Source organism: Streptomyces sp. SCA2-17, assembly GCF_044336695.1.
Genome location: NZ_CP117521.1, coordinates 1,473,608 through 1,493,985, shown reverse-complemented (window position 1 = coordinate 1,493,985; position 20,378 = coordinate 1,473,608). Strand labels below are relative to the sequence as shown.

Below are 20,378 nucleotides of genomic sequence, written 5' to 3'. Positions count from 1 at the left end.
GGCCCCTCACCGGCCCGTCACCGGCTCCCCACCGGCCCCGCGGGCTAGCTCGCCCCGGCCGCCTCGGTCACCCCGGCCACGCCGCTCGCCACCCCCGCCTCCACGGGGCGCGGCCGCGGCTCCGCCGACTCCAGGATCTCCCGCAGGTGCTTCTCCACCACCGGCAGGACCTCGGCCACGGACACCCGCCGGCCCAGCTCGTTCGAGAGGGAGGTCACGCCCGCGTCCCGGATGCCGCACGGCACGATCCGGTCGAACCAGGTGTTGTCAGGATCACAGTTCAGCGCGAAGCCGTGCATCGTCACGCCCTTGGCGATCCGGATGCCGATCGCCGCCAGCTTGCGGTCCTCGCGGCGCTGGCCGGCGTTGGACGGAGCGTACTCCGGGCCGTTCAGCCGGGGGTCGAACTCCTCGTCCGTCAGCCGCGGGTCGAAGTCCAGGGACAGGCCGCCGATCGCGGGGCGCTCCTCGACGGGATCGCCCAGCACCCAGACGCCGCTGCGGCCCTCCACGCGCGTGGTCTCAAGACCCAGCTCCGCGCAGGCGCGGATGAGCGCCTCCTCCAGGCGGCGGACGTGCGCGATCACATCCACCGGGCGCGGCAGCTTGAGGATGGGATAGCCGACGAGCTGGCCCGGGCCGTGCCAGGTGATTTTTCCGCCGCGGTCGACGTCAACCACAGGGGTGCCGTCCAGGGGGCGCTCGCTGTCCTCCGTGCGCCGCCCCGCGGTGTAGACCGCCGGGTGCTCCAGCAGCAGGCAGGTGTCCGGGATCTCGTCCGCGAACCGGGCGGCGTGGACCCGCCGCTGCTCCTGCCACGCCTCCTGATACTCGACGGCGTCCGCCCCGAAGCCCAGGTGGACGAAGCGCAGCTCACTCACGGCGGCTCCTCAGCTCCTCTTCAGCCCTTTTCGACGTGCTCCTTTGCCACTGTACGGCCGCCCGCCGACATCGCCGCAGGCGGGCGGTGCACGGCGGGCGGAGGGGCGATCCCGGACCGCCGCGGCGGGGTGAGGGGATCCGGAGCGCCGTCCGGGTGTATTTGATCTGTCCTCACACGATCGGATGAATGCGGGGCGAAGGGAGCGATCAGGGCGTTGGGGACCGCTAAGTTCGCGCCGTTCCAGAACGAGATCAGGGAGACCGGCAGGCTGATGACGGAACGACCCCCGCAGCGCATCCCCAACCGTCAGCTCGCCGCATTGATCGCGGAGGCGGGCTTCTCCAACGCAGGGCTGGCTCGGCGAGTCGATCAGTTAGGGCTTGAGCACGGCCTCGACCTGCGTTACGACAAGACGTCCGTCACCCGCTGGCTGCGCGGCCAGCAGCCCCGGGGCACCACCCCGGCGCTGATCGCCGAGGTCTTCACCCGGCGGCTCGGGCGGCGGCTGTCCGCGCAGGACCTGGGCCTGGACGCCTGCGCTCCCGTGTACGCCGGGCTCGAATTCGCCGCGTCCCCGGAAGAGGCCATTGACATCGTCAGCGGCCTCTGGCGCAAGGACTCCGGCAGCCACACCGAGCTCCGGAAGATCGCCTTCACCCCGGCCGGGCTGGTGGTGCCCAGCCGGGACTGGCTGATCGGCCGCGCCGACGAGCGGGTCGCCCGCGGGGCGCCCGCCGCCGAGGGGGGCGGCCGGGTCCCGGCCCAGGGGCGCGCGCACCAGCCCCGCCAGCGGCACGTCGAGCGCGGGCCCGGCGGCCGGGTCTCGATGGGCGACATCGCGGCGCTGCGCTCGGTCGGCGAGCTCTTCCGCACGCTCGACCACGCGTACGGCGGCGGGCACGCCCGCCAGGCCCTCGTGCGGTACCTGGAGCACGAGGCCGAGCCGATGCTGCGCGGCACGTACGGGGAGGCGACGGGGCGCCGGCTCTTCGCCGCCGTCGCCGACCTCACCCGGCTCGCCGGATGGACGTCGTACGACATCGCCGCGCACGGGCTGGCGCAGCGGTACTTCGTCCAGGCGCTGCGGCTCGCCCAGGCCGCGGGGGACCGCTCCTATGGCAGCTACGTGCTCGTCACCATGAGCCGGCAGGCGGTCTACCTCGGCCACGGCCGGGAAGCCGTCCAGCTGGCCCGGGTCGCCCAGCAGGGCGTCGGCTCCAGCGCGCCGTCGGTCGTGCAGTCGCTGCTCCATGCGGTGGAGGCGCGCGGGCACGGGGTGCTCGGCGAGGTACGGGCCTGCTCGGCGTCGCTGGCGCGGGCGGAGCGGGCCCTGGAGTCCGCCCGGCCGGGCGACGACGTGCCGTACTGGGCGCGCTTCTTCGACGAGGCCCAGCTGGCGGACGAGTTCGGGCACTGCCACCGCGACTTGCAGCAGTACCGGGCCGCGGCGCAGCACGCCGAGCGCTCGTTGCAGCTCCGCAGCCAGGCGTACGCCCGCAGCCGGCTCTTCTGCCGGGTGGTGCTGGCCACGGCGCGGCTCGGCCTCGGCGAGCTGGAGCAGGCGTGCCAGCTGGGGGCGGAGGCCGCGCAGGCGGCGGCGGAGATGCGGTCGGTGCGGGCGCTGGAGTACGTCCGGGACTTCGAGCGGCGGCTCGAACCGTACCGGGACGCGGCGGCGGTGCGGGCGTACCGGGAGAAGGTTGCGGCGCTTTAGCCGGCGGCGGTTCGCCTGCGGCGGGCGGTGCGGGGCTCCCCGGCCGGGGGTGGTTCGGCACCGCCGGTCACCTCCGGTGGGGGTGCTCGCCGTTGCGGCGGGGCTTTTCTTGCCTGCGGCAAGGGGCTTGGGTTTGCGGCCGGGCCGGGCCGGGTCTGGCCTGAGCCTTGTTCGGCACCGCTGGTGTCCCCGGTGGGGGTTGCTCGCCGTTGCGGCGGGGTTTCTTGCCTGCGGCAAGGGGTGTGGGCCGGCGGTGCGGGGTGCCCTGGCCGAAGGCCGTTCGGTACCGCCGGTCACCTCCGGTGGGGGTGCTCGCCGTTGCGGCGGGTTCAAGAGGCCTGGCCTCTTGAGCTCCTTGAGCTTCGGCGGTTCGAGCCGCCGGCCGGCAAGCCGACCACACCCTTGCCGCAGGCAAGAACCCTCCCGCCGCAACGGCGCGTAACCCCCACCGGAGGTGACCGGCGGTGCCGTGCAGCCGTGCGCAAGGGGGTCGGCCTTCTTGCCCGCAGGCAAGAACAGTCGTGCAGCCCGTACAACGGGAACCCCCGGCCGGAGGCCCTACGCCGCCTGTAGTTCTTCCGAGTCCTGGGGGGCTCGGATGCCCAGGTCGCGGAGGACCGCCAGGGCCGCCCGCCGGCCTGAGAAGAGGGCGCCCTGGACCGTGCTCGTGTCGCGGTGGTCGCCGCAGACGTAGAGGCCCGACAGCAGCCGCACCGGACGCCGGACGTCGTGCGGGGCCGGCATGGCCGGGACGGCCTCGGGGTCGTGGTGGGCGGCGAGGAGCTCCCAGCCGTCCGTCGGGGTGCCGTAGACCCGGGCGAGCTGGGCCCGCGCGGCGCGGTCCAGTTCGGCGGTGGGCAGCGAGGCCGCCGCGCCCAGCACCGTCGAGGTGATCAGGGGCCGCCCCGCGGGCGCCCGGGAGGGGTCCACCTCGCTGGCGACCATGGTGTGCGCGACGGGCCCGCGGCGCCCCGCCGCGATGATGAGCGAGGCCTCGCGCAAGGGCGCCTCGGGGGCGGTGTGGTGCAGCACGGTCACCGGATGGAAGCCGGGCATCCGCAGGCCCGGGATGAGCTCGGCCGCGGCCCGCGCGCCGGTGGCCACGACGACCGAGCGGCAGCGCAGCTCACCGTGCCCGGCGGTGGACACGGACGTCGTACAGGCGGCCTTGGCGTGGACGCCGGTCCGCACCGTGCCGGGCGGCAGCAGCGCGGCGAGCAGCGCCGGCACGGTGTCCGCCCCGCCGGCCGGCAGGCAGAGGCGGCCACGCGCGTAGCCCCGCAGCACGAGGTCGGCGCAGCGGCTCGACGTGGTGAGGTCCGGGTCGCACAGCAGGGACGCCAGGAGGGGCCGCAGGAAGCCCTCGACGGTGCGGGCCGGCAGGCCGCGCCCGGCGAGCGTCTCGGCGGTGGGCCGGTCGGGGCGGGCGAGGACGCGGTGGGCGGGCAGCGCCGCGAGGCGGCCCAGCGCGGTGCCCAGGCGGGCCTGGTCGAGGCCGCCGGCCCGCGCCGCCCGTGCCGTCCGCGACGCGCGGGCGGCGGTCGCGAAGGCCCGTGCCGTGGGGAACGCGCGCTTCGTGGAGCGCGGTTCGCCCGTGCGCTGGTTGCGCCCGTCGGCGTGGACGAGCACTCCCGGGGTGAACGGCCGCAGCACGAGGGCGTCCAGGCCGGGCGTGCGGAGCAGCTCCGGGAAGGAGGTGTTGAGCAGCTGGGCCGTCCGGTCCAGCAGGAAGCCGTCGGCGCGGTCGGTGGTCATCCGCCCGCCGACGTGGGGGGCGGCCTCCAGGACGATGACCGATACCCCGGCGGCCGTGAGCCGGTGGGCCGCGGAGAGCCCGGCGAGGCCGGCTCCCACGATGACGACGTCGGCGTCGATAGCGGTGTCGCGTGCGCTGCTGAGCACGTGCCCTCCCGGATTCGGTCCGCTCGCTCGGTGCCCTGATGCCCTCAACGGGCAGCGCCGATGCGCGATTTGACATGACCGTAGAGAGAAATTCGGTCAATAACAGTCGCGCACGGACAGGGCACGGTCGCACAGCGGGTAGCACGGCGAGCGGCCCCGTGCGCGGTCCGTGGTCACTGTGTGTCCGCCAGCGCGGCCCGTACGGCGCTCTCGACGTCCGGGAAGGCGAAGGAGAACCCGGAGTCCAGCAGCCGCCGGGGCACGACCCGCTGGCTGCTCAGCACGTCGGAGGCCATCTCGCCCATGGCCAGCCGGAGCGCGGGGGCGGGCACGGGGAGCAGCGCCGGGCGGTGCAGCACCCGCCCCATGACCTCGGTGAGCTGACGGTTGGTGACCGGATGCGGCGCGGTGAGATTGACGGGTCCGGACAGCGACGTGTCCTCCAGGAGGTGCCGGAGCGCGGCGACGTGGTCCTGGAGGGCGATGAAGCTCCAGTACTGCCGGCCGCTGCCCATGCGCCCCCCGAGCCCGGCCCGGAAGAGCGGGAAGAGCTTCTTCCACGCCCCGCCCCGCCGGGACATGACGAGCCCCGTACGCGCGTACACCGTCCGTACGCCCGCCTCGGCGGCGGCGACGGTGGCCTCCTCCCACTGCTGGCAGACGTCGGCGAGGAAGCCGTGCCCGGGCGGGGTGTTCTCGTCGGCGAGCCGGTCGCCGGTGTCGCCGTAGATGCCGATCGCGCTGCCGCTGATCAGCACGCGCGGCGGGGTGTCGAGGGAGGCGACGGCCTCGGCGATCGCGGCGGTGCCCAGCACCCGGCTGTCCCGGATCTCCTTCTTGTAGGAGGCCGTCCAGCGGTGGTCGCCCACGCCCGCCCCCGCCAGGTGCACCACTCCCGTGCAGCCGGCGAGCCCGGCGGCGTCGACGGTCTGGCGCACGGGGTCCCAGGAGACCTCGCCCCGCGCGCGGGCAGGGCGCCGCACGAGGCGCACCACCTCGTGGCCGTCCGCGTACAGGGAGCGCACGAGCGCCGTGCCGATGAGCCCGGAGGAACCGGTGATCGCGATCCGCATACGCCCCATCCTGCCCCCGGACCCGTAAAAAATGACTCAGGAGGGGCGGGGCACGCCTGGCACAGTGACCCCATGGAGAATCTGATCATCCGGGCGGCCACGGAGGCCGACGACGGCCCGCTCGCGGAGCTCGACGGCCGCACCTGGTCCACGCTGCACGCGGTCCAGCCGCGGCCCGAGCCGCCCTACGAGCCCTTCTTCACCGAGCGGAACCGGCCCGGGCACATCCTGGTGGCCGAGGCCGGCGGCCGGCACGCGGGGTACATACGGCTGGTGCCGCCCACGCCGCTCGCCGTCAACGCCCACGTGCGCCAGATCCAGGGCCTCGCCGTGGACGACGCCTTCCGCGGGCACGGCATCGGCCGGGCGCTGGTGCGGGCGGCGATGGAGGAGGCGCGCCGGCAGGGGGCGACACGCATCACGCTGCGCGTCCTCGCGCACAACGCGCCCGCCCGCGGCCTCTACGAGGCGGAGGGCTTCGCCGTGGAAGGCGTGCTGCCGGGGGAGTTCCTGCTGGACGGCGGCTACGTCGACGACGTGCTGATGGGCCGTTCGCTCGCTCCCTGAGCCGCGCCCCTGTCCCCGTCAGCTACTCGCTGAAGCGCGCCCAGAGGCGGGGGAAGCGCTCGGCGAGCGCCGCCTCGTCCTCCGGGTCGATCGGCGTTCCCGTGGGCTCGGCCGGCTGGTCGGGCAGCCCCAGGTCCGGCGTCTCCGCCCCCGTGAGCTGCTCGTACGCCTCGTCGGCCGCGTAGCCGAGGTCCTCGCCGTCCCCGTCGACCTCCTCGTCGAAGTCCTCCAGCAGCTCGGCGAGGTGGTCCGGATCGTGTATCCCGCCCTCGAAGACCTCCCGGCCCTGGCCGATCAGCCAGCACCGGAAGTAGTCGAAGGCGTCGTCGCTCGCGCCGCTCAGCAGGATGGCCGCCGCGCCCCACAGGTCCCAGGTGTACGAGCGGTTGTAGCGGGACTCGAAGTGCCGGGCGAAGTCCAGCACGCGCTCGGGGTCGAGCTGCATCAGCCGGTCGACCAGGATGTCCGCCTGGTCCTCGGCGTCGCCGTCGGCCGCCTCGCGCGTGGCGTCGATCAGCTCCCAGAACTCCGTCTCGTCCACGCCACCAGCATCGGGCCAAGCATCCCGCCCCGCACGCGGAGCGCAGCGGATGCGGCCGTCTCGTTATCGGGGCGTCACACCGGGCGCGGTGCGACGCGTGAAACAGGACAGAGGGTGTCTTGATTCGGTGACAGGGTCACGGCCGTACCGAGGAGAGGGAGACCCGAGGAATGAACACGCAGATGACGCAGACGCAGGTGACTGGGACGGAGAAGGCGCGGACGCAGGACGACCGGCCGCTCGCGGGCAAGGTCGCGCTCGTGGCGGGGGCCACCCGCGGCGCGGGCCGCGCGATGGCGGTCGAGCTCGGCAGGGCCGGCGCGGTCGTCTACGCGACCGGGCGCACCACGCGCGAGCACCGCAGCGAGGTCGGGCGGCCCGAGACCATCGAGGAGACGGCCGAACTGGTGACGGCGGCCGGCGGCACGGGGATCGCCGTTCCGGCGGACCACCTGGAACCCGCGCAGGTCGAGGCTCTCGTCGCCCGCATCGAGCGGGACCACGGACGGCTGGACGTGCTCGTGAACAGCATGTGGGGAGGCGACCACCTCGTCGGCTTCCCCGACGCCTTCAGCAGGAAGATGTGGGAGCACGACCTGGAAGCCGACCTGCGCATCCTCCGGCTCGGCATCGACTCCCACCTGATCACCAGCCGCTACGCGCTGCCGCTGCTGACCCGGCGCCCCGGCGGGCTGGTGGTCGAGATGACCGACGGGACGGCCGGCTACAACACGAAGTACCGCGGCCACCTCGCCTTCGACCTCGCCAAGTGCGCGCCGATCCGCATGGCCTTCGGCCTCGCCGAGGAACTCCGGGACCTCGGATGCACCGCCGTCAGCCTCACGCCCGGCTACCTGCGGTCGGAGGCGATGCTGGACACGTACAAGAAGGTGACCGAGGAGACCTGGCGCGACGCCCTGCCGGAGGACCCGCACTTCTGCATCTCGGAGAGCCCCGCCTACGTCGGGCGCGCGGTGGCCGCGCTCGCCGGTGACCCCGAGGTGTCGCGCTGGAACGGGCAGTCGCTGTCCAGCGGGCAGCTGGCCCGCGTCTACGGCTTCACCGACACCGACGGCACGCAGCCGGACGCCTGGCGGTACATCACGGACCTGGAGGCGGGCAAGGAGCCGCAGGAGGCGGACTACCGGTAGAGGCCCGCACTGCGAGCGGCCGCCTCCGCGAAGCGGTCCCGCAGGGCCTGCGGTTCCAGGACCTCCGCCTCCGGCCCCAGGCCCAGCAGCTGTTCGTAGGCCACCTCCAGGGACTCCACCGGCAAGGTGACCATCACCCGGCCCCGCTCGTCCGGTGCGCCCGCGGCCTCCAGGGCTTCCGTGGCCGCCACGCGGTCCGTCACGTGGGGCAGGCGCCGCGCCCCCTCCGGGGTGAGGCGCAGCCCGACCCGGTCGCGGAGGATCGAGCGGGCGAACTCCGCCGCCCGCTCCTCCCAGAAGGCCGGCAGGTCGAACGCCGCATCCCGCTCGAAGCGGTCCGCCCCGGCGGCCACGGCCGTGAAGCGGTCCACCCGGTAGACCCGGAAGGCCCCGGCCCCCGCCGGCCGCGCCGCCAGGTACCAGATGCCGCCCTTGAGCACGAGCCCGTACGGCTCCAGCTCGCGCTCGGCCTCCGTGCCCTTGCGCAGGTAGCGGGCGGTGACGGCGCGGTCGTCCCAGACGGCGTCCGCGAGCGCGGGCAGCAGGGCCGGCGGATCGCCCTCGCGCCACCAGCCGGGCGCGTCGAGGTGGAAGCGCTGGGCCGCGGACGCCGAGGCGTCCCGGAGCTCGGGCAGGAGGGCGGCGGAGACCTTCAGGCGGGCGGCCGAGGCGGCGTCGGCCAGGCCCATCTCGCGCAGCGCGGAGGGCACCCCGGACAGGAACAGCGCCTCCGCCTCCGTACGGCCGAGGCCCGTCAGGCGGGTGCGGTAGCCGCCGACGAGGCGGTAGCCGCCCGCGCGCCCGCGGTCGGCGTAGACGGGGACGCCCGCTTCGGACAGCGCGAGGACGTCCCGGGCGACGGTGCGCTCGGAGACCTCCAGCTGCCGGGCCAGCTCGGCGCCCGTCATGGACGGCCGGGACTGCAACAGCAGGACCAGCTTGATCAGCCGTGCAGCGCGCATGGGCCAAAGGGTAAGGGGATCGCAGAGATCAAAGAGTGAGGGGAGTGGCGACAGGAGCCGGTGCGCAGCCAGGGCAGGAAAACGCACGGGCTCCTGTCGTCACTTCTGAGCCGTACCGCGACACAGGACAGGGCGCACGGACGGCTCGGACGAGACTGTACGCCTCTGATCGATGATCGATCAATCCCTGAGGTCCGGCCGGGAGCTCAGATCCTCGGTGCGCAGCTCAGCACGTGCGTCTTCAGCAGCTCCCCGATCGCCGGATCGCGCCGCCGGAACGCCGCCACGATCTCCGCGTGGTCCTCGGCGTGCGCGCGCGGCTCGGGGCTCAGCCAGCGGATCGACAGCGTCGTCCACACCTCGATGCCCAGCGACTCCCAGGTGTGCAGCAGCACCGCGTTGCCGGCCGCCTTCACGATCTCGCGGTGGAAGGCCACCGTGTGCCGGACCTGCGCCTCCCCGTCGCCCGCCCGGTCCGCCGCGTACAGCGCCGCGACCTCCGGCTCCAGCGCGGAGACGTCCTCGGCCAGGGCGGGCGCGGCCAGCTCCGCCGCGACCTGCTCCAGGCCCGCCCGTACGGGGTAGCTCTCCTTCAGGTCCGTGGCGGTCAGCTCGCGGACCCGGACGCCCTTGTTGGGCGAGGACTCGATCAGCCGCAGCGACTCCAGCTCGCGCAGCGCCTCGCGCACCGGCGTCTGGCTCACCGCCAGCTCGGCGGCGATCCGCCGCTCGACGATCCGCTCGCCCGGCTGCCAGCGCCCGCCGACGATCCCTTCGAGGATGTGCTCACGGATCTGCTCACGCAGCGAGTGCACGACGGGTGTGGCCATGGGAGGGGCTCCTCAGCGGGGTGGTGCGCGGTAGTGCGGGTGGTGCGGTGGGGCGCGGCCGGGGGCGGCGGGCGACGTCGTCGGGCGGCGGGTGCCGTCCTGTGCCCGTGTCGGTGCCTGTGCCGTCAATTATCCCGGCGGTGCACAAGGGCGCGGCCCCGGCTCGTACGAAACGAGCCGGGGCCGCGCCCTGCTGATGCCTTGCCGGTTGCCGCGAGGACTACAGGCCGATCTCGGCCTCGAACTCGGCGGCCTCCAGGAGCTCCTTGATCGCCGTCAGGTAGCGGGCGGCGTCGGCGCCGTCCACCAGACGGTGGTCGTAGGAGAGCGTCAGGTACGTCATGTCGCGGACGGCGATGGTCTCGCCCAGCTCCGGGTGGTTGATGACCACCGGGCGCTTGACGGTCGCACCGATGCCCAGGATGGCGACCTGGTTCGGGGGCACGATGACCGTGTCGAACAGCGCACCGCGCGAGCCGGTGTTGCTGATCGTGAAGGTCGCGCCGGACATCTCGTCCGGGCTGATCTTGCCGGTGCGGACCTTGCCGGCCAGCTCCGCGGTCTTCTTGGCGATGCCCGCGATGTTGAGGTCACCCGCACCCTTGATGACCGGGGTCATCAGGCCCTTCTCCGAGTCGACGGCGATGCCGACGTTCTCGGAGTCGAAGTAGGTGATGGTGCCCTCGTCCTCGTTGATCCGGGCGTTGATGACCGGGTGGGCCTTCAGCGCCTGGACGGCGGCCTTGACGAAGAACGGCATCGGGGACAGCTTGGCGCCCTCACGGGCGGCGAAGGCGTCCTTGGCCTTGTTGCGCATCCGCATGATCTTGGTGATGTCCACCTCGACCACGGAGCTCAGCTGGGCCTGGCCGTGCAGCGCCTTCATCATGTTGTCGGCGATGACCTTGCGCATGCGCGGCATCTTGACGGTCTGACCGCGCAGCGGGGACGCCTGCAGCGGGGCGGCCTTCGGCGCGGCCGGAGCGGCGGCGGCCGGGGCCTGCGCCGGAGCGGCGGCCTTGGCGGCCTCGGCGGCGGCCAGGACGTCCTGCTTGCGGATGCGGCCACCGACGCCGGTGCCCTGGACCGAGGTGAGGTCCACGGCGTTCTCGGCGGCCAGCTTGCGCACCAGCGGCGTGACGTACGCGCCGTCGGTGACGGCGGCAGCGGCGGCCGGAGCCGGAGCGGCCGGGGCAGCCGGAGCCGCGGGGGCGACCGGAGCGGCCGGAGCGGGGGCCGGAGCCGGGGCAGCCGGGGCGGCCGGAGCGGCGGGGGCAGCAGCCGGAGCCGGGGCGGCCGGGGCGGCCGGAGCAGCGGCCGGGGCCGGAGCAGCGGCCGGGGCCGGAGCAGCGGCGGGGGCGGGGGCGGCGGGGGCGGCCGGGGCGGCAGCGGCCGGAGCCGCACCCGCGGCACCGATCACGGCCAGCTTGGCGCCGACCTCGGCGACCTCGTCCTCACCGACGGCGATCTCCAGCAGCACGCCGGAAACCGGGGCGGGGATCTCGGTGTCGACCTTGTCGGTGGAGACCTCGAGCAGCGGCTCGTCGGCCTCGACCGTCTCGCCGACCTGCTTCAGCCAGCGGGTGACGGTGCCCTCGGTGACCGACTCGCCCAGCGCGGGCAGGACGACATCGGTGCCCTCGGCGGCGCCGCCGGCCGGAGCCTCGGCAGCGGCCTCGGCGGCCGGAGCGGCAGGCGCCTCGGCCACGGGGGCCTCGGCGGCCGGAGCCGGAGCGGCGGGGGCCTCCTCGGCGGCCGGAGCGGCAGCCTCGGCGGCGGGGGCAGCGGCGGGGGCGCCGGTGCCGTCGTCGATGATCGCGAGCTCGGCGCCGACCTCGACCGTCTCGTCCTCGGCCACCTTGATGGAGGCGAGGATGCCGGACGCGGGGGCCGGGATCTCGGTGTCGACCTTGTCGGTGGAGACCTCGAGCAGCGGCTCGTCGGCCTCCACGCGCTCACCCTCGGCCTTGAGCCAACGGGTGACGGTGCCCTCGGACACGCTCTCGCCGAGCGCCGGCAGGGTTACGGAAACCGCCATGGTTGCGGTTGCTCCTTACGAATAGTGCGGATGGTGGTGCGCTCGGGACTTAGTCGTGCGAGTGCAGCGGCTTGCCGGCCAGGGCCAGGTGAGCCTCGCCCAGAGCCTCGTTCTGCGTCGGGTGCGCGTGGATGAGCTGCGCGACCTCGGCCGGCAGCGCCTCCCAGTTGTAGATCAGCTGGGCTTCGCCGACCTGCTCACCCATGCGGTCGCCGACCATGTGGACGCCGACCACGGCACCATCCTTGACCTGGACGAGCTTGATCTCGCCCGCGGTCTTGAGGATCTTGCTCTTGCCGTTGCCCGCGAGGTTGTACTTCAGAGCGACGACCTTGTCGGCGCCGTACAGCTCCTTGGCCTTCGCCTCGGTGATGCCGACCGAAGCGACCTCCGGGTGGCAGTACGTGACGCGCGGCACGCCGTCGTAGTCGACCGGCACGGGGTTGAGACCGGCCAGCCGCTCCGCAACCAGGATGCCCTCTGCGAAGCCGACGTGCGCGAGCTGGAGGGTCGGGACGAGGTCACCGACGGCCGAGATGGTCGGCACGTTGGTGCGCATGTACTCGTCGACCAGGACGTAGCCGCGGTCCATCGCGACGCCCTGCTCCTCGTAGCCCAGGCCCTGGGAGACCGGGCCGCGGCCGATGGCGACCAGCAGCACCTCGGCCTCGAACTCCTTGCCGTCCGCAAGGGTGACCTTGACGCCGTCGGCGGTGTACTCCGCCTTCTGGAAGAAGGTGCCGAGGTTGAACTTGATCCCGCGCTTGCGGAACGCGCGCTCCAGCAGCTTGGAGCTGTTCTCGTCCTCGACCGGGACGAGGTGCTTCAGGCCCTCGACGATGGTGACGTCGGTGCCGAAGGAGGTCCACGCGGAGGCGAACTCGACGCCGATGACGCCGCCGCCCAGGACGATCGCGGACTTCGGGACGCGGTCCAGGACGAGCGCGTGGTCCGAGGAGATGATGCGGTTGCCGTCGATCTCCAGGCCCGGCAGCGACTTCGGCACGGAGCCGGTCGCGAGGAGGACGTGGCGGCCCTGGATGCGCTGACCGTTCACGTCGACGGAGGTCGGGGACGACAGGCGGCCCTCGCCCTCGATGTACGTCACCTTGCGGGAGGCGACCAGACCCTGCAGGCCCTTGTACAGGCCGGCGATCACGTCGTCCTTGTACTTGTGGACGCCCGCGATGTCGATGCCCTCGAAGGTGGCCTTGACACCGAACTGCTCGCTCTCGCGAGCCTGGTCCGCGACCTCACCGGCGTGCAGCAGCGCCTTGGTGGGGATGCAGCCGTTGTGCAGGCAGGTCCCGCCAAGCTTGTTCTTCTCGATCAGGGCGACGTCCAGACCCAGCTGCGCTCCGCGCAGGGCAGCGGCGTAACCGCCGCTACCGCCTCCGAGGATCACTAGGTCGAAAACGGTGCTGGCGTCGTTCGCCACGTCACGTCCTCCATGCATGGATACGCCGGATCCGGTCACCGATGACCGGGCGGCGGCTGTCGTTCGGCCGCGTTTCTTCGGCCCTGTGATTAAGGGGGCCCTGTCCTGCCGAGACAACATCTTCGCATTTGTTGACGGACGGCGGGACGCCGGGCCGGTCCGAGAGGCGACTGTTGCGTCACGTTCGGGGGTTACTCGCGCGTACGGGCCGGGGTTTTCGTTACGGGCGAACGGAATCCGCCCGGCCCCGGGCAAAAGCCGCGGGGCCGGGCGGCCGTACGGAGCGCGTACGTGCCCGGTGCGAGCCTCGCGGGAGGCTCAGCCGAGGTCGCCGGCGGCGGTGTGCTCCGCGAGCCGGACCAGGGTGCGGATCGCCGAGCCGGTGCCGCCCTTGGGGGTGTAGCCGAACGGGGCGCTCTCGTGGTACGCCGGGCCCGCGATGTCCAGGTGGGCCCAGGTGATGCCCTCGCCCACGAACTCCTTCAGGAAGATGCCCGCGAGCAGGCCGCCGCCCATCCGCTCGCCCATGTTGGCGAAGTCGGCCACGGGGGAGTCCATGGCCTTGCGCAGCTCGGCGGGGAGCGGCATCGGCCACGCCTGCTCGCCGACCTCCTCGGCGATCTCGTACAGGGACGTGCGGAACGCGTCGTCGTTGGCCATGATCCCGAAGGTGCGGTTGCCCAGCGCGAGCACCATGGCGCCCGTCAGGGTCGCGACGTCGACGATCGCGTCCGGGTTCTCCTCCGAGGCGCGGGCCAGCGCGTCGCCCAGGACCAGGCGGCCCTCGGCGTCCGTGTTGAGGACCTCGACGGTCTTGCCGCCGTACATCTTCAGCACGTCGCCCGGGCGGGTGGCCGAGCCGGAGGGCATGTTCTCCGCGAGGGCCAGCCAGCCCGTCACGTTGACCTTCAGGCCCAGGCGGGCGGCCGCCACGACCGCGGCGAAGACGGCGGCGGCGCCGGCCATGTCGCACTTCATGGTCTCGTTGTGGCCGGCCGGCTTCAGGGAGATGCCGCCCGAGTCGTACGTGATGCCCTTGCCGACGAACGCGAGGGTCTTCTCCGCCTTCGGGTGGGTGTAGGCGATCCGCACCAGGCGCGGCGGGGCGTCCGAGCCGCGGCCGACGCCCATGATGCCGCCGAAGCCGCCCTTGAGCAGGGCCTTCTCGTCCAGCACCTCGACCTTGAGGCCGAACTCCTTGCCGGCGGTCTGCGCCGCGGCGGCGAACGTCTTCGGGTCGAGGTCGTTCGGCGGCATGTTGACCAGGTCGCGGGCCTTGTTGATCTCCTCGGCCACGGTCACGGCGCGGTCGGCCGCGGCCTTGAACGCCTTGTCGCGCGGCTTGGCGCCGAGCAGGGCGATCTCGGCGAGCGGGGCGCTCTTCGAGGCCTTGTCGTCCTTCTTGGCCGGGCCGTTGCCGCCCGGGCGGTAGGAGTAGGCGCCCAGCAGGGCGCCCTCCGCCACGGCGGAGGCCGCCTCGGCGTCCTCGACGGGCAGGGCGAACCCGGCCTTCTTGGTGCCGGCCAGCGCGCGGGCCGCGGTGCCCGCGGCGCGGCGCAGGGCCTCGTAGCCGAAGGAGTCGTCCTTCGCCGGGGCGTCGCCGAGGCCGACCGCCAGCACGACCGGGGCCTTCAGCCCGGAAGGGGCGGGGAGCTTGGTGCTCTCCCCCTCGGCGCCGGTGGCGCCGAGCGTCTCCAGGACGCCGGCCAGCTTGCCGTCGAAGGCCTTGTCCACGGCTTCGGCGCCGGGGGCGACGACGGGGCCCTTCGGGCCCTTCGCCACGCCGACGACGATGGCGTCCGCGCGCAGCGTCGCCGCACTGGAAGTGCTGAGAGTCAGAGCAGACACGGTGGTGGGGTCCCTACTTCCGTTGAGTTTCCTCGGCCGAGCGGGTGGGCCGGCCGCACCCCGGGCATCGTATGCGGTGCCTCTGCCGGGGGCTTTGGCGGTGTCGTGTCGACTTGGCCGGTTTCTGCCGGGCCGGGGGCACGGACCGGCGGACTGCCTTGCCGCCGGTGCCCGCCTAGCCCAGAGCCGCGGCCACCAGCGCCGCCGTCGCCGCCGATTCCGCGAGAGCGCCGAAGACGTCTCCCGTGACACCGCCGAAGCGGCGCACGCAGCGCCGCAGGAGGAGCTCCGCGCACAGGAGGCCCGCCGCGGCCGCAGCGGCCGCGTGGGCTGCCCCGTACGGGCCCAGGAAGGCGCCCCAGGCCGCGCAGGAAGCCGGAACCGCCAGCGCCACGGCCATCGCTCCCCGAGCCGGCACCGCGCCCGCCACAGCGGCCCCCAGCCCCTCCGGCCGGGCCGCCGGCACGGACGGGCGGCACGCGAGCGTCATGGCGCAGCGGGCGGTCACGGCCGCCGTGAGCGCGGCGAGCGCGCCCCGCAGCGGCGACGCCGCGTACGCCCCGGACAGCGCCGCCACCTGCGCCAGCAGGGCGAGGAGGAGCGTGACGACACCGAACGGCCCGATGTCCGACTGCTTCATGATGCGCAGCGCGTCGTCCGCCGGCTTTCCGCTGCCCAGCCCGTCCGCGACGTCCGCCAGCCCGTCCAGGTGCAGGCCGCGGGTGAGGGCCGCGGGTACGGCGACCGCCGCCACCGCCGCCAGCAGCGGGCCGGAGCCCAGGACCAGGAGGACCAGCCCGGCCGCAGCGGAAGCTGCTCCCACCGCCAGCCCCGCCAGCGGTGCCGCGAGCATGCCGCCGCGCGCCGCGGCGCGGTCCCAGCGGGTGAGGCGGACGGGCAGCACGGTGAGTGTGCCGAAGGCGAAGCGGAGGGCGTCGCCGGCCGTGGCCCGCCCGGGTGTCGTGTCGGTCATCGCGGGCACACTATCCGGCCGGCCACGGGCAGTAGGTTGCCGGTGAGGGCCGATCGGGAGCGGGTGCGAGCGTCATGGGTCAGTGGTTGAGCCGCAACATCGTCGAACCGGGCAAACTGCCCCTGTTGCTCGCCCTGACCGCGTTCGTCCTGACCTTCCTCGTGACCCGCGTCATCACCCGCCTGATCCGTGCGGGCCGGGGGCCCTTCCGCAACGTCAGCCCGGGCGGGCTGCACGTCCACCACGTCGTGCCGGGCATCGTGCTCATGGTGATCGGCGGCTTCGGGGCCGTCGCCTCGGGCCGGCACGGCTTCGGGGCGATGGTGGCGGCCGTCCTGTTCGGCACGGGCGCGGGCCTCGTCCTCGACGAGTTCGCGCTGGTCCTGCACCTGGACGACGTCTACTGGACGGAGCAGGGCCGCAAGAGCGTGGAGATCGTCGTCCTGACGGCGGCCCTCGTCGGACTCGTCCTGGCCGGATTCCTGCCGTTCGGGGTGAACGAGCTGACCCCGGAGGAGCTGCACGACCGCGGCCTCGTGGTCGTCAACGTCCTGATCAACTTCCTGATCGCGCTGTTCGCCCTGGCCAAGGGCAAGCCGCGGATCGCCCTGCTCGGCGCAGTGGTGCCGTTCGTGGCCATCGTCGGGGCCGTCCGCCTGGCCCGCCCCGGCTCACCGTGGGCCCGGCGCTTCTACCGCCACCGCCCGCGCGCCCGCCGCCGGGCCCGCGTGCGCGCCTACCGGCACGACGCGCGCTGGGAAGCGGTCCGCAACAGGATTCACGACCTGCTGGCCGGCGCCCCCGACCGCTGACCGTGACCGCGCCCGCACGGCGGAACGCCTCCGTCCGCGCGGGCCGCGCGGCGTCTTCGCCGCACCTCGTCCACCGCGCACACCAGCAGCACCACGGCCACGGCCGCGATGTGCTCCTTGCCCGCGAGATTCGGCTTGAGCAGCGCTTCCGTCACCATCGCCACGACGACCACGGCGCAGGTGCACCAGGCGCGGTAGCGCCAGGTGACGAAGACCGCCAGCCCCACGACGGCCGCCGACGGGCCGGTGTCCACGACCTTCGCGGCCTCGGCCGGCAGCCCGAACACCGAGTCCGGCCCGATGTGGATCGCCAGCCGCGCGTACATCGTCCCGGCCAGGGTCGCCACGTACGAGACGGCCAGCGTGCGCCACCTGCCCAGGCAGATCTCCGCGATGCCGAAGACCAGCAGGACCTGCGCCAGCGCGCCCCACACGGGCAGGTCCAGCGCCGGGACGAACAGCGACAGCGGCGTCCGCAGCAGGGCGACCCACCAGGTCAGCCGCGCCTGCACCGAGCCGATCTGCTGCACCGGCTCGAAGCCCCACGACTGGTTCTGGACGATCTGGAAGACGGCCGTCAGCGCGACGGCCGCGAGGGTCATCGGGATCGACCGGATCCCCTTGCGTACGAGCGTCCGCCGGACGGTCCCGGCCAGCGGGCCCCACTCGGTTCGCGCGGCGCGACGCAGCGCCGCACGGTTCATCGCCGGGTCTCCAGGTGCTTGCGGTTGAGCCACTTGGGCAGGCCCGGGGCCTCCAGGAAGCCCTCGGCGCGGGCGCTCGCGATGCCGATCCGCAGCAGATCGCTGCTCTTCTCGAACAGCATGAAACGAGGCTCCCAGATGGGGCGGTACTTCGCATTTGCTCGGTAGAGCGACTCGATCTGCCACCACCGGGAGAAGAAGCTCAGCAGCGAGCGCCACGCCCGCAGCACCGGCCCCGCGCCCAGCCGCGAGCCGCGCTCGAAGACCGACCGGAACATCGCGAAGTTCAGCGACACCTGGGTGATGCCGAGCCCCTTCGCCTGCTGCAACAGCTCGATGACCATGAACTCCATCAGGCCGTTCTCGGAGTCGCGGTCGCGCCGCATCAGATCCAGCGACAGCCCCTTGGGGCCCCACGGCACGAAGCTCAGCAGCGCCCGCAGCTCGCCCTCGCCGTCATGGCACTCCAGCATCACGCAGCGGCCGTCGAGCGCGTCGCCGAGCCGGCCGAGCGCCATCGAGAAGCCGCGCTCGGTCGCCCCGTCGCGCCAGTCGTCGGCGCGGGTCAGCAGCCGCGCCATCTCGTCGTCGGGGATGTCCTCGTGGCGCCGGATCCGCACGGTGTAGCCCGCGCGCTTGACGCGGTTGTACGCCTGCCGGACCGTGCGCATGGCGCGGCCGTCGAGGGTGAACTCCGCGGTGTCCACGATGGCCTCGTCGCCGAGCTCCAGGGCGTCCAGGCCGTGGCGCGCGTAGATCGTGCCGCCCTCCTCGCTCGCCCCCATCACCGCCGGGATCCAGCCGTGCTCGCGCGCCTCCGCCAGCCACGGCTCTATCGCCCCCGGCCAGGCCTCGGGGTCGCCGATCGGATCGCCGGAGGCCAGCGAGACCCCGCCCACCACGCGGTACGTCACCGCCGCCTTGCCGCTGGGCGACCAGATCACGCTCTTCTCGCGGCGCAGCGCGAAATAGCCCAGCGAGTCGCGGTCGCCGTGCCGGTCGAGCAGGGCACGCAGCTTCTCCTCGTCGTCGGCCGTGAGCGGGTCGACGGCGCGCCGGGCGCGGAACGCCGCGTACACCACGAGCAGCAGCAGGAGCGTGCTCATCGCGTTGATCGTGAGGTCCACCCAGCCCGGGACGCTGAGGCCCGGGTAGGCGCTCTCGTCGGCCTGGAGCGAGATCAGCCGCATGAAGCCGTAGTGCCAGCGGTCGAAGAACGACGCCCGGAACCCGTCCGGGGCGTCGTTCGCCGCCCGCACCAGCAGGGCCGCCGTCAGCGAGGTGACCAGCAGGCCCACCACCGCGACGATCGCCGCGAGCTTCGGGTTCGACCGGTCGCCCTTGGCGTAGAACTCCTTGCGGCCCGCCAGCAGCGCGGCCACGAAGAGGCCCGTGGCCACCAGCGAGAACCAGTTCAGCGCGTGCCCGCTGAACTCCGGGGAGAACATGAGCGTCGCCATGAACACCAGGAACAGCCCGGACAGCACCAGGTTCAGAATCCAGGAGGCGCGCTTGCGCCGGCGCAGCGTCACCGCCATCACGAACGACCACAGCGCCGACGCGAAGCCCGCCGTCAGCAGGTACGGCGTGAAGAACTCGTCCTCGTTGTGATGCCGGATGCCCGCGCCGAACGACACCCACACCGCGCTGAGCAGATTGACGAACGTGACGAAGCGCAGGTACCACACGGCGAAAGCGGCGGCGCGCCGTGGCATCCGGCCGCCCGGCGCGACCTCATCCGGAGTCAAGCGGACTTCTCCCATGAAAGACAACGTTCAGGGCACTGTCTGCGACGGGTTCCGATTCCGTGCTCTCCCCACGCCGGCCGCCGGGGAGGTCAGCCGCGCTCGGGAAGTTCCGCCGCCAGGGCCGCGGCCGCCTGCACCAGTGGCAGAGCGAGCAGCGCCCCCGTCCCTTCGCCCACAGTGACGCCGTGATCCAGCAAAGGGTTGAGCGCCATCCGGTCGAGGGCCTTCGCCTGCGCCGGGTCGCCGCTGGCCTGGCCGGCCAGCCACCAGTCCGGGGCGCGGAACGCGACCCGCTGCGCGACCAGCGCGCACGCCGCGGAGACGACTCCGTCGAGGATCACCGGGGTGCGGCGGACCGCGCTCTGGAGCAGGAAACCCGTGGCCGCGGCCAGGTCCGCGCCGCCCGTCGCCGCCAGCAGCTCCAGCTGGTCGCCCAGGACGGGGCGGGCCCGGCGCAGGCCGTCGCGTATCGCCGCGCACTTGCGCATCCACGCCAGGTCGTCGATGCCGAAGCCGCCGCGGCCCGTCACCACCGAGGCGTCCGTGCCGCACAGCGCGCCGATCAGCGTGCCCGCGGCGGTGGTGCCGCCCACGCTCAGGTCGCCCAGGACCACCAGGTCGGTGCCCGAGTCCGCCTCCTCGTCGGCGATCGCCATGCCCGTACGGAACGCGGCCTCCGCCTCCTCGGCCGTCAGCGCGTCCTCGATGTCGATCCGGCCGGAACCGCGGCGGACGCGGTGGCGGGTCACCTCCTCCGGCAGCTCGGCGGGGTCGCAGTCGACGGCCATGTCGACGATGCGGAGGCGCGCGCCGGTGCGGCGGGCGAGGACGGCGCCCGCGCTCTCCCCCGCGAGGGCCCTTTTGACCAGCGCTGCTGCGCCCTCCTCCGGGCCGCCGGAGACGCCCAGCTTCGCGACGCCGTGGTCCCCCGCGAACACCAGGGCCGTGACCTGCTCCACCGGCCTGACCGGCACGGCCCCCTGCGCGGCCGCGAGCCACTCGGCGAGCTCGTCCAGCCGCCCCAGCGCCGCGGGCCGCAGCCCGAGGCGCTCCCGCCGCTCCTCCGCGTCCCGCCGGATGCCCGGGTCAGGGCGCTCGATCAGCGTGGCGAAGTCATCAAGATTCAGACCGCTCATCCGCCGGAGCCTACCCGGCCGGGGGCCGGCTAGACCTGGACGGCACGGTGAAGCCTGC

At 73.6% G+C, this 20,378-nt stretch carries 17 protein-coding genes; 4 read left to right on the top strand and 13 right to left on the bottom strand.

Going from position 1 to position 20,378, the window contains the following annotated elements:
* Positions 1–44: 44 nt before the first annotated feature.
* Entirely contained in the window at positions 45–881 is an 837-nt protein-coding gene (gene lipB, locus PS271_RS06655; RefSeq protein WP_398380931.1) for a lipoyl(octanoyl) transferase LipB, read from the bottom strand.
* 273 nt (positions 882–1,154) lie between these two features.
* Here lipB and PS271_RS06650 point away from each other — a divergent pair, with 273 nt between their 5' ends.
* Positions 1,155–2,597: an NsdA family TPR-like regulatory protein gene (locus PS271_RS06650; RefSeq protein ID WP_398386708.1), complete on the top strand. Its 1,443-nt coding sequence runs from the start codon at positions 1,155–1,157 to the stop codon at positions 2,595–2,597.
* 558 nt (positions 2,598–3,155) lie between these two features.
* Here the strand turns inward: PS271_RS06650 and PS271_RS06645 are convergent.
* The gene (locus PS271_RS06645; RefSeq protein WP_398380929.1) at positions 3,156–4,499 is read right to left on the bottom strand and encodes an NAD(P)/FAD-dependent oxidoreductase; all 1,344 of its coding nucleotides are present in this window, start codon (positions 4,497–4,499) and stop codon (positions 3,156–3,158) included.
* 173 nt (positions 4,500–4,672) lie between these two features.
* Positions 4,673–5,581 (bottom strand): TIGR01777 family oxidoreductase, encoded by a 909-nt coding sequence (locus PS271_RS06640; RefSeq protein ID WP_398380928.1) that lies wholly within the window; start codon positions 5,579–5,581, stop codon positions 4,673–4,675.
* A gap of 63 nt (positions 5,582–5,644) precedes the next feature.
* On the opposite strand from PS271_RS06640, the gene PS271_RS06635 reads away from it, so the two are divergent.
* The gene (locus PS271_RS06635) at positions 5,645–6,139 is read left to right on the top strand and encodes a GNAT family N-acetyltransferase (RefSeq protein WP_398380926.1); all 495 of its coding nucleotides are present in this window, start codon (positions 5,645–5,647) and stop codon (positions 6,137–6,139) included.
* Positions 6,140–6,161: 22 nt separating this feature from the next.
* Here the strand turns inward: PS271_RS06635 and PS271_RS06630 are convergent, their stop codons facing one another.
* Positions 6,162–6,680 carry a DUF4240 domain-containing protein gene (locus PS271_RS06630; protein WP_398380925.1) on the bottom strand — a complete coding sequence of 173 codons (519 nt, stop codon included), beginning with the start codon at positions 6,678–6,680 and terminating at the stop codon, positions 6,162–6,164.
* A 182-nt stretch (positions 6,681–6,862) separates the two neighbouring features.
* On the opposite strand from PS271_RS06630, the gene PS271_RS06625 reads away from it, so the two are divergent.
* Entirely contained in the window at positions 6,863–7,831 is a 969-nt protein-coding gene (locus PS271_RS06625; RefSeq protein ID WP_398386707.1) for an SDR family oxidoreductase, read from the top strand.
* On the opposite strand, the gene PS271_RS06620 is transcribed toward PS271_RS06625, so the two are convergent.
* The 6 genes from PS271_RS06620 to PS271_RS06595 form a co-directional block, all read right to left on the bottom strand.
* Positions 7,822–8,793 carry a helix-turn-helix transcriptional regulator gene (locus PS271_RS06620; protein ID WP_398380924.1) on the bottom strand — a complete coding sequence of 324 codons (972 nt, stop codon included), beginning with the start codon at positions 8,791–8,793 and terminating at the stop codon, positions 7,822–7,824. The two genes, PS271_RS06625 and PS271_RS06620, sit on opposite strands and share 10 nt — an antisense overlap.
* A gap of 206 nt (positions 8,794–8,999) precedes the next feature.
* Positions 9,000–9,623: a GntR family transcriptional regulator gene (locus PS271_RS06615; RefSeq protein WP_398380922.1), complete on the bottom strand. Its 624-nt coding sequence runs from the start codon at positions 9,621–9,623 to the stop codon at positions 9,000–9,002.
* Between the two features lie 220 nt (positions 9,624–9,843).
* Complete coding sequence (sucB, locus tag PS271_RS06610) at positions 9,844–11,661, bottom strand: 2-oxoglutarate dehydrogenase, E2 component, dihydrolipoamide succinyltransferase (RefSeq protein ID WP_398380920.1); 1,818 nt, start codon at positions 11,659–11,661, stop codon at positions 9,844–9,846.
* Positions 11,662–11,710: 49 nt separating this feature from the next.
* A complete protein-coding gene (gene lpdA / locus PS271_RS06605; protein ID WP_398380918.1) occupies positions 11,711–13,099 on the bottom strand; it encodes a dihydrolipoyl dehydrogenase in 1,389 nt (462 codons plus the stop codon).
* Positions 13,100–13,417: 318 nt separating this feature from the next.
* On the bottom strand, positions 13,418–14,947 hold the full coding sequence (locus PS271_RS06600) for a leucyl aminopeptidase (protein ID WP_398380916.1): 1,530 nt from the start codon (positions 14,945–14,947) through the stop codon (positions 13,418–13,420).
* 175 nt (positions 14,948–15,122) lie between these two features.
* Complete coding sequence (locus PS271_RS06595) at positions 15,123–15,920, bottom strand: adenosylcobinamide-GDP ribazoletransferase (protein WP_398380914.1); 798 nt, start codon at positions 15,918–15,920, stop codon at positions 15,123–15,125.
* 74 nt (positions 15,921–15,994) lie between these two features.
* Between PS271_RS06595 and PS271_RS06590 the strand changes: the two genes are divergently transcribed.
* Complete coding sequence (locus tag PS271_RS06590; RefSeq protein WP_398380912.1) at positions 15,995–16,732, top strand: hypothetical protein; 738 nt, start codon at positions 15,995–15,997, stop codon at positions 16,730–16,732.
* Here the strand turns inward: PS271_RS06590 and PS271_RS06585 are convergent.
* The 3 genes from PS271_RS06585 to PS271_RS06575 all read right to left on the bottom strand — a co-directional run bounded on the left by PS271_RS06585 (position 16,699) and on the right by PS271_RS06575 (position 20,320).
* Positions 16,699–17,436, bottom strand: a complete 738-nt coding sequence (locus PS271_RS06585) for a hypothetical protein (RefSeq protein ID WP_398380910.1) — start codon at positions 17,434–17,436, stop codon at positions 16,699–16,701. The genes PS271_RS06590 and PS271_RS06585 overlap by 34 nt on opposite strands.
* Complete coding sequence (locus tag PS271_RS06580; RefSeq protein ID WP_398380908.1) at positions 17,433–19,199, bottom strand: phosphatidylglycerol lysyltransferase domain-containing protein; 1,767 nt, start codon at positions 19,197–19,199, stop codon at positions 17,433–17,435. Before PS271_RS06580 ends, PS271_RS06585 begins: the two co-directional genes overlap by 4 nt.
* Positions 19,200–19,273: 74 nt before the next feature.
* Complete coding sequence (locus tag PS271_RS06575) at positions 19,274–20,320, bottom strand: nicotinate-nucleotide--dimethylbenzimidazole phosphoribosyltransferase (RefSeq protein ID WP_398380906.1); 1,047 nt, start codon at positions 20,318–20,320, stop codon at positions 19,274–19,276.
* Between the last annotated feature and the right edge of the window lie 58 nt (positions 20,321–20,378).

Bases quoted from the DNA above. Each gene is read 5' to 3' on its own strand.
- PS271_RS06620 (WP_398380924.1), bottom strand. From the start codon at position 8,793: ATGCGCGCTGCACGGCTGATCAAGCTGGTCCTGCTGTTGCAGTCCCGG.
- PS271_RS06590 (WP_398380912.1), top strand. From the start codon at position 15,995: ATGGGTCAGTGGTTGAGCCGCAACATCGTCGAACCGGGCAAACTGCCC.
- PS271_RS06595 (WP_398380914.1), bottom strand. From the start codon at position 15,920: ATGACCGACACGACACCCGGGCGGGCCACGGCCGGCGACGCCCTCCGC.
- sucB (WP_398380920.1), bottom strand. From the start codon at position 11,661: ATGGCGGTTTCCGTAACCCTGCCGGCGCTCGGCGAGAGCGTGTCCGAG.
- PS271_RS06650 (WP_398386708.1), top strand. From the start codon at position 1,155: ATGACGGAACGACCCCCGCAGCGCATCCCCAACCGTCAGCTCGCCGCA.
- PS271_RS06585 (WP_398380910.1), bottom strand. From the start codon at position 17,436: ATGAACCGTGCGGCGCTGCGTCGCGCCGCGCGAACCGAGTGGGGCCCG.
- PS271_RS06580 (WP_398380908.1), bottom strand. From the start codon at position 19,199: ATGGGAGAAGTCCGCTTGACTCCGGATGAGGTCGCGCCGGGCGGCCGG.
- PS271_RS06640 (WP_398380928.1), bottom strand. From the start codon at position 5,581: ATGGGGCGTATGCGGATCGCGATCACCGGTTCCTCCGGGCTCATCGGC.
- PS271_RS06625 (WP_398386707.1), top strand. From the start codon at position 6,863: ATGACGCAGACGCAGGTGACTGGGACGGAGAAGGCGCGGACGCAGGAC.
- PS271_RS06615 (WP_398380922.1), bottom strand. From the start codon at position 9,623: ATGGCCACACCCGTCGTGCACTCGCTGCGTGAGCAGATCCGTGAGCAC.
- PS271_RS06635 (WP_398380926.1), top strand. From the start codon at position 5,645: ATGGAGAATCTGATCATCCGGGCGGCCACGGAGGCCGACGACGGCCCG.
- PS271_RS06575 (WP_398380906.1), bottom strand. From the start codon at position 20,320: ATGAGCGGTCTGAATCTTGATGACTTCGCCACGCTGATCGAGCGCCCT.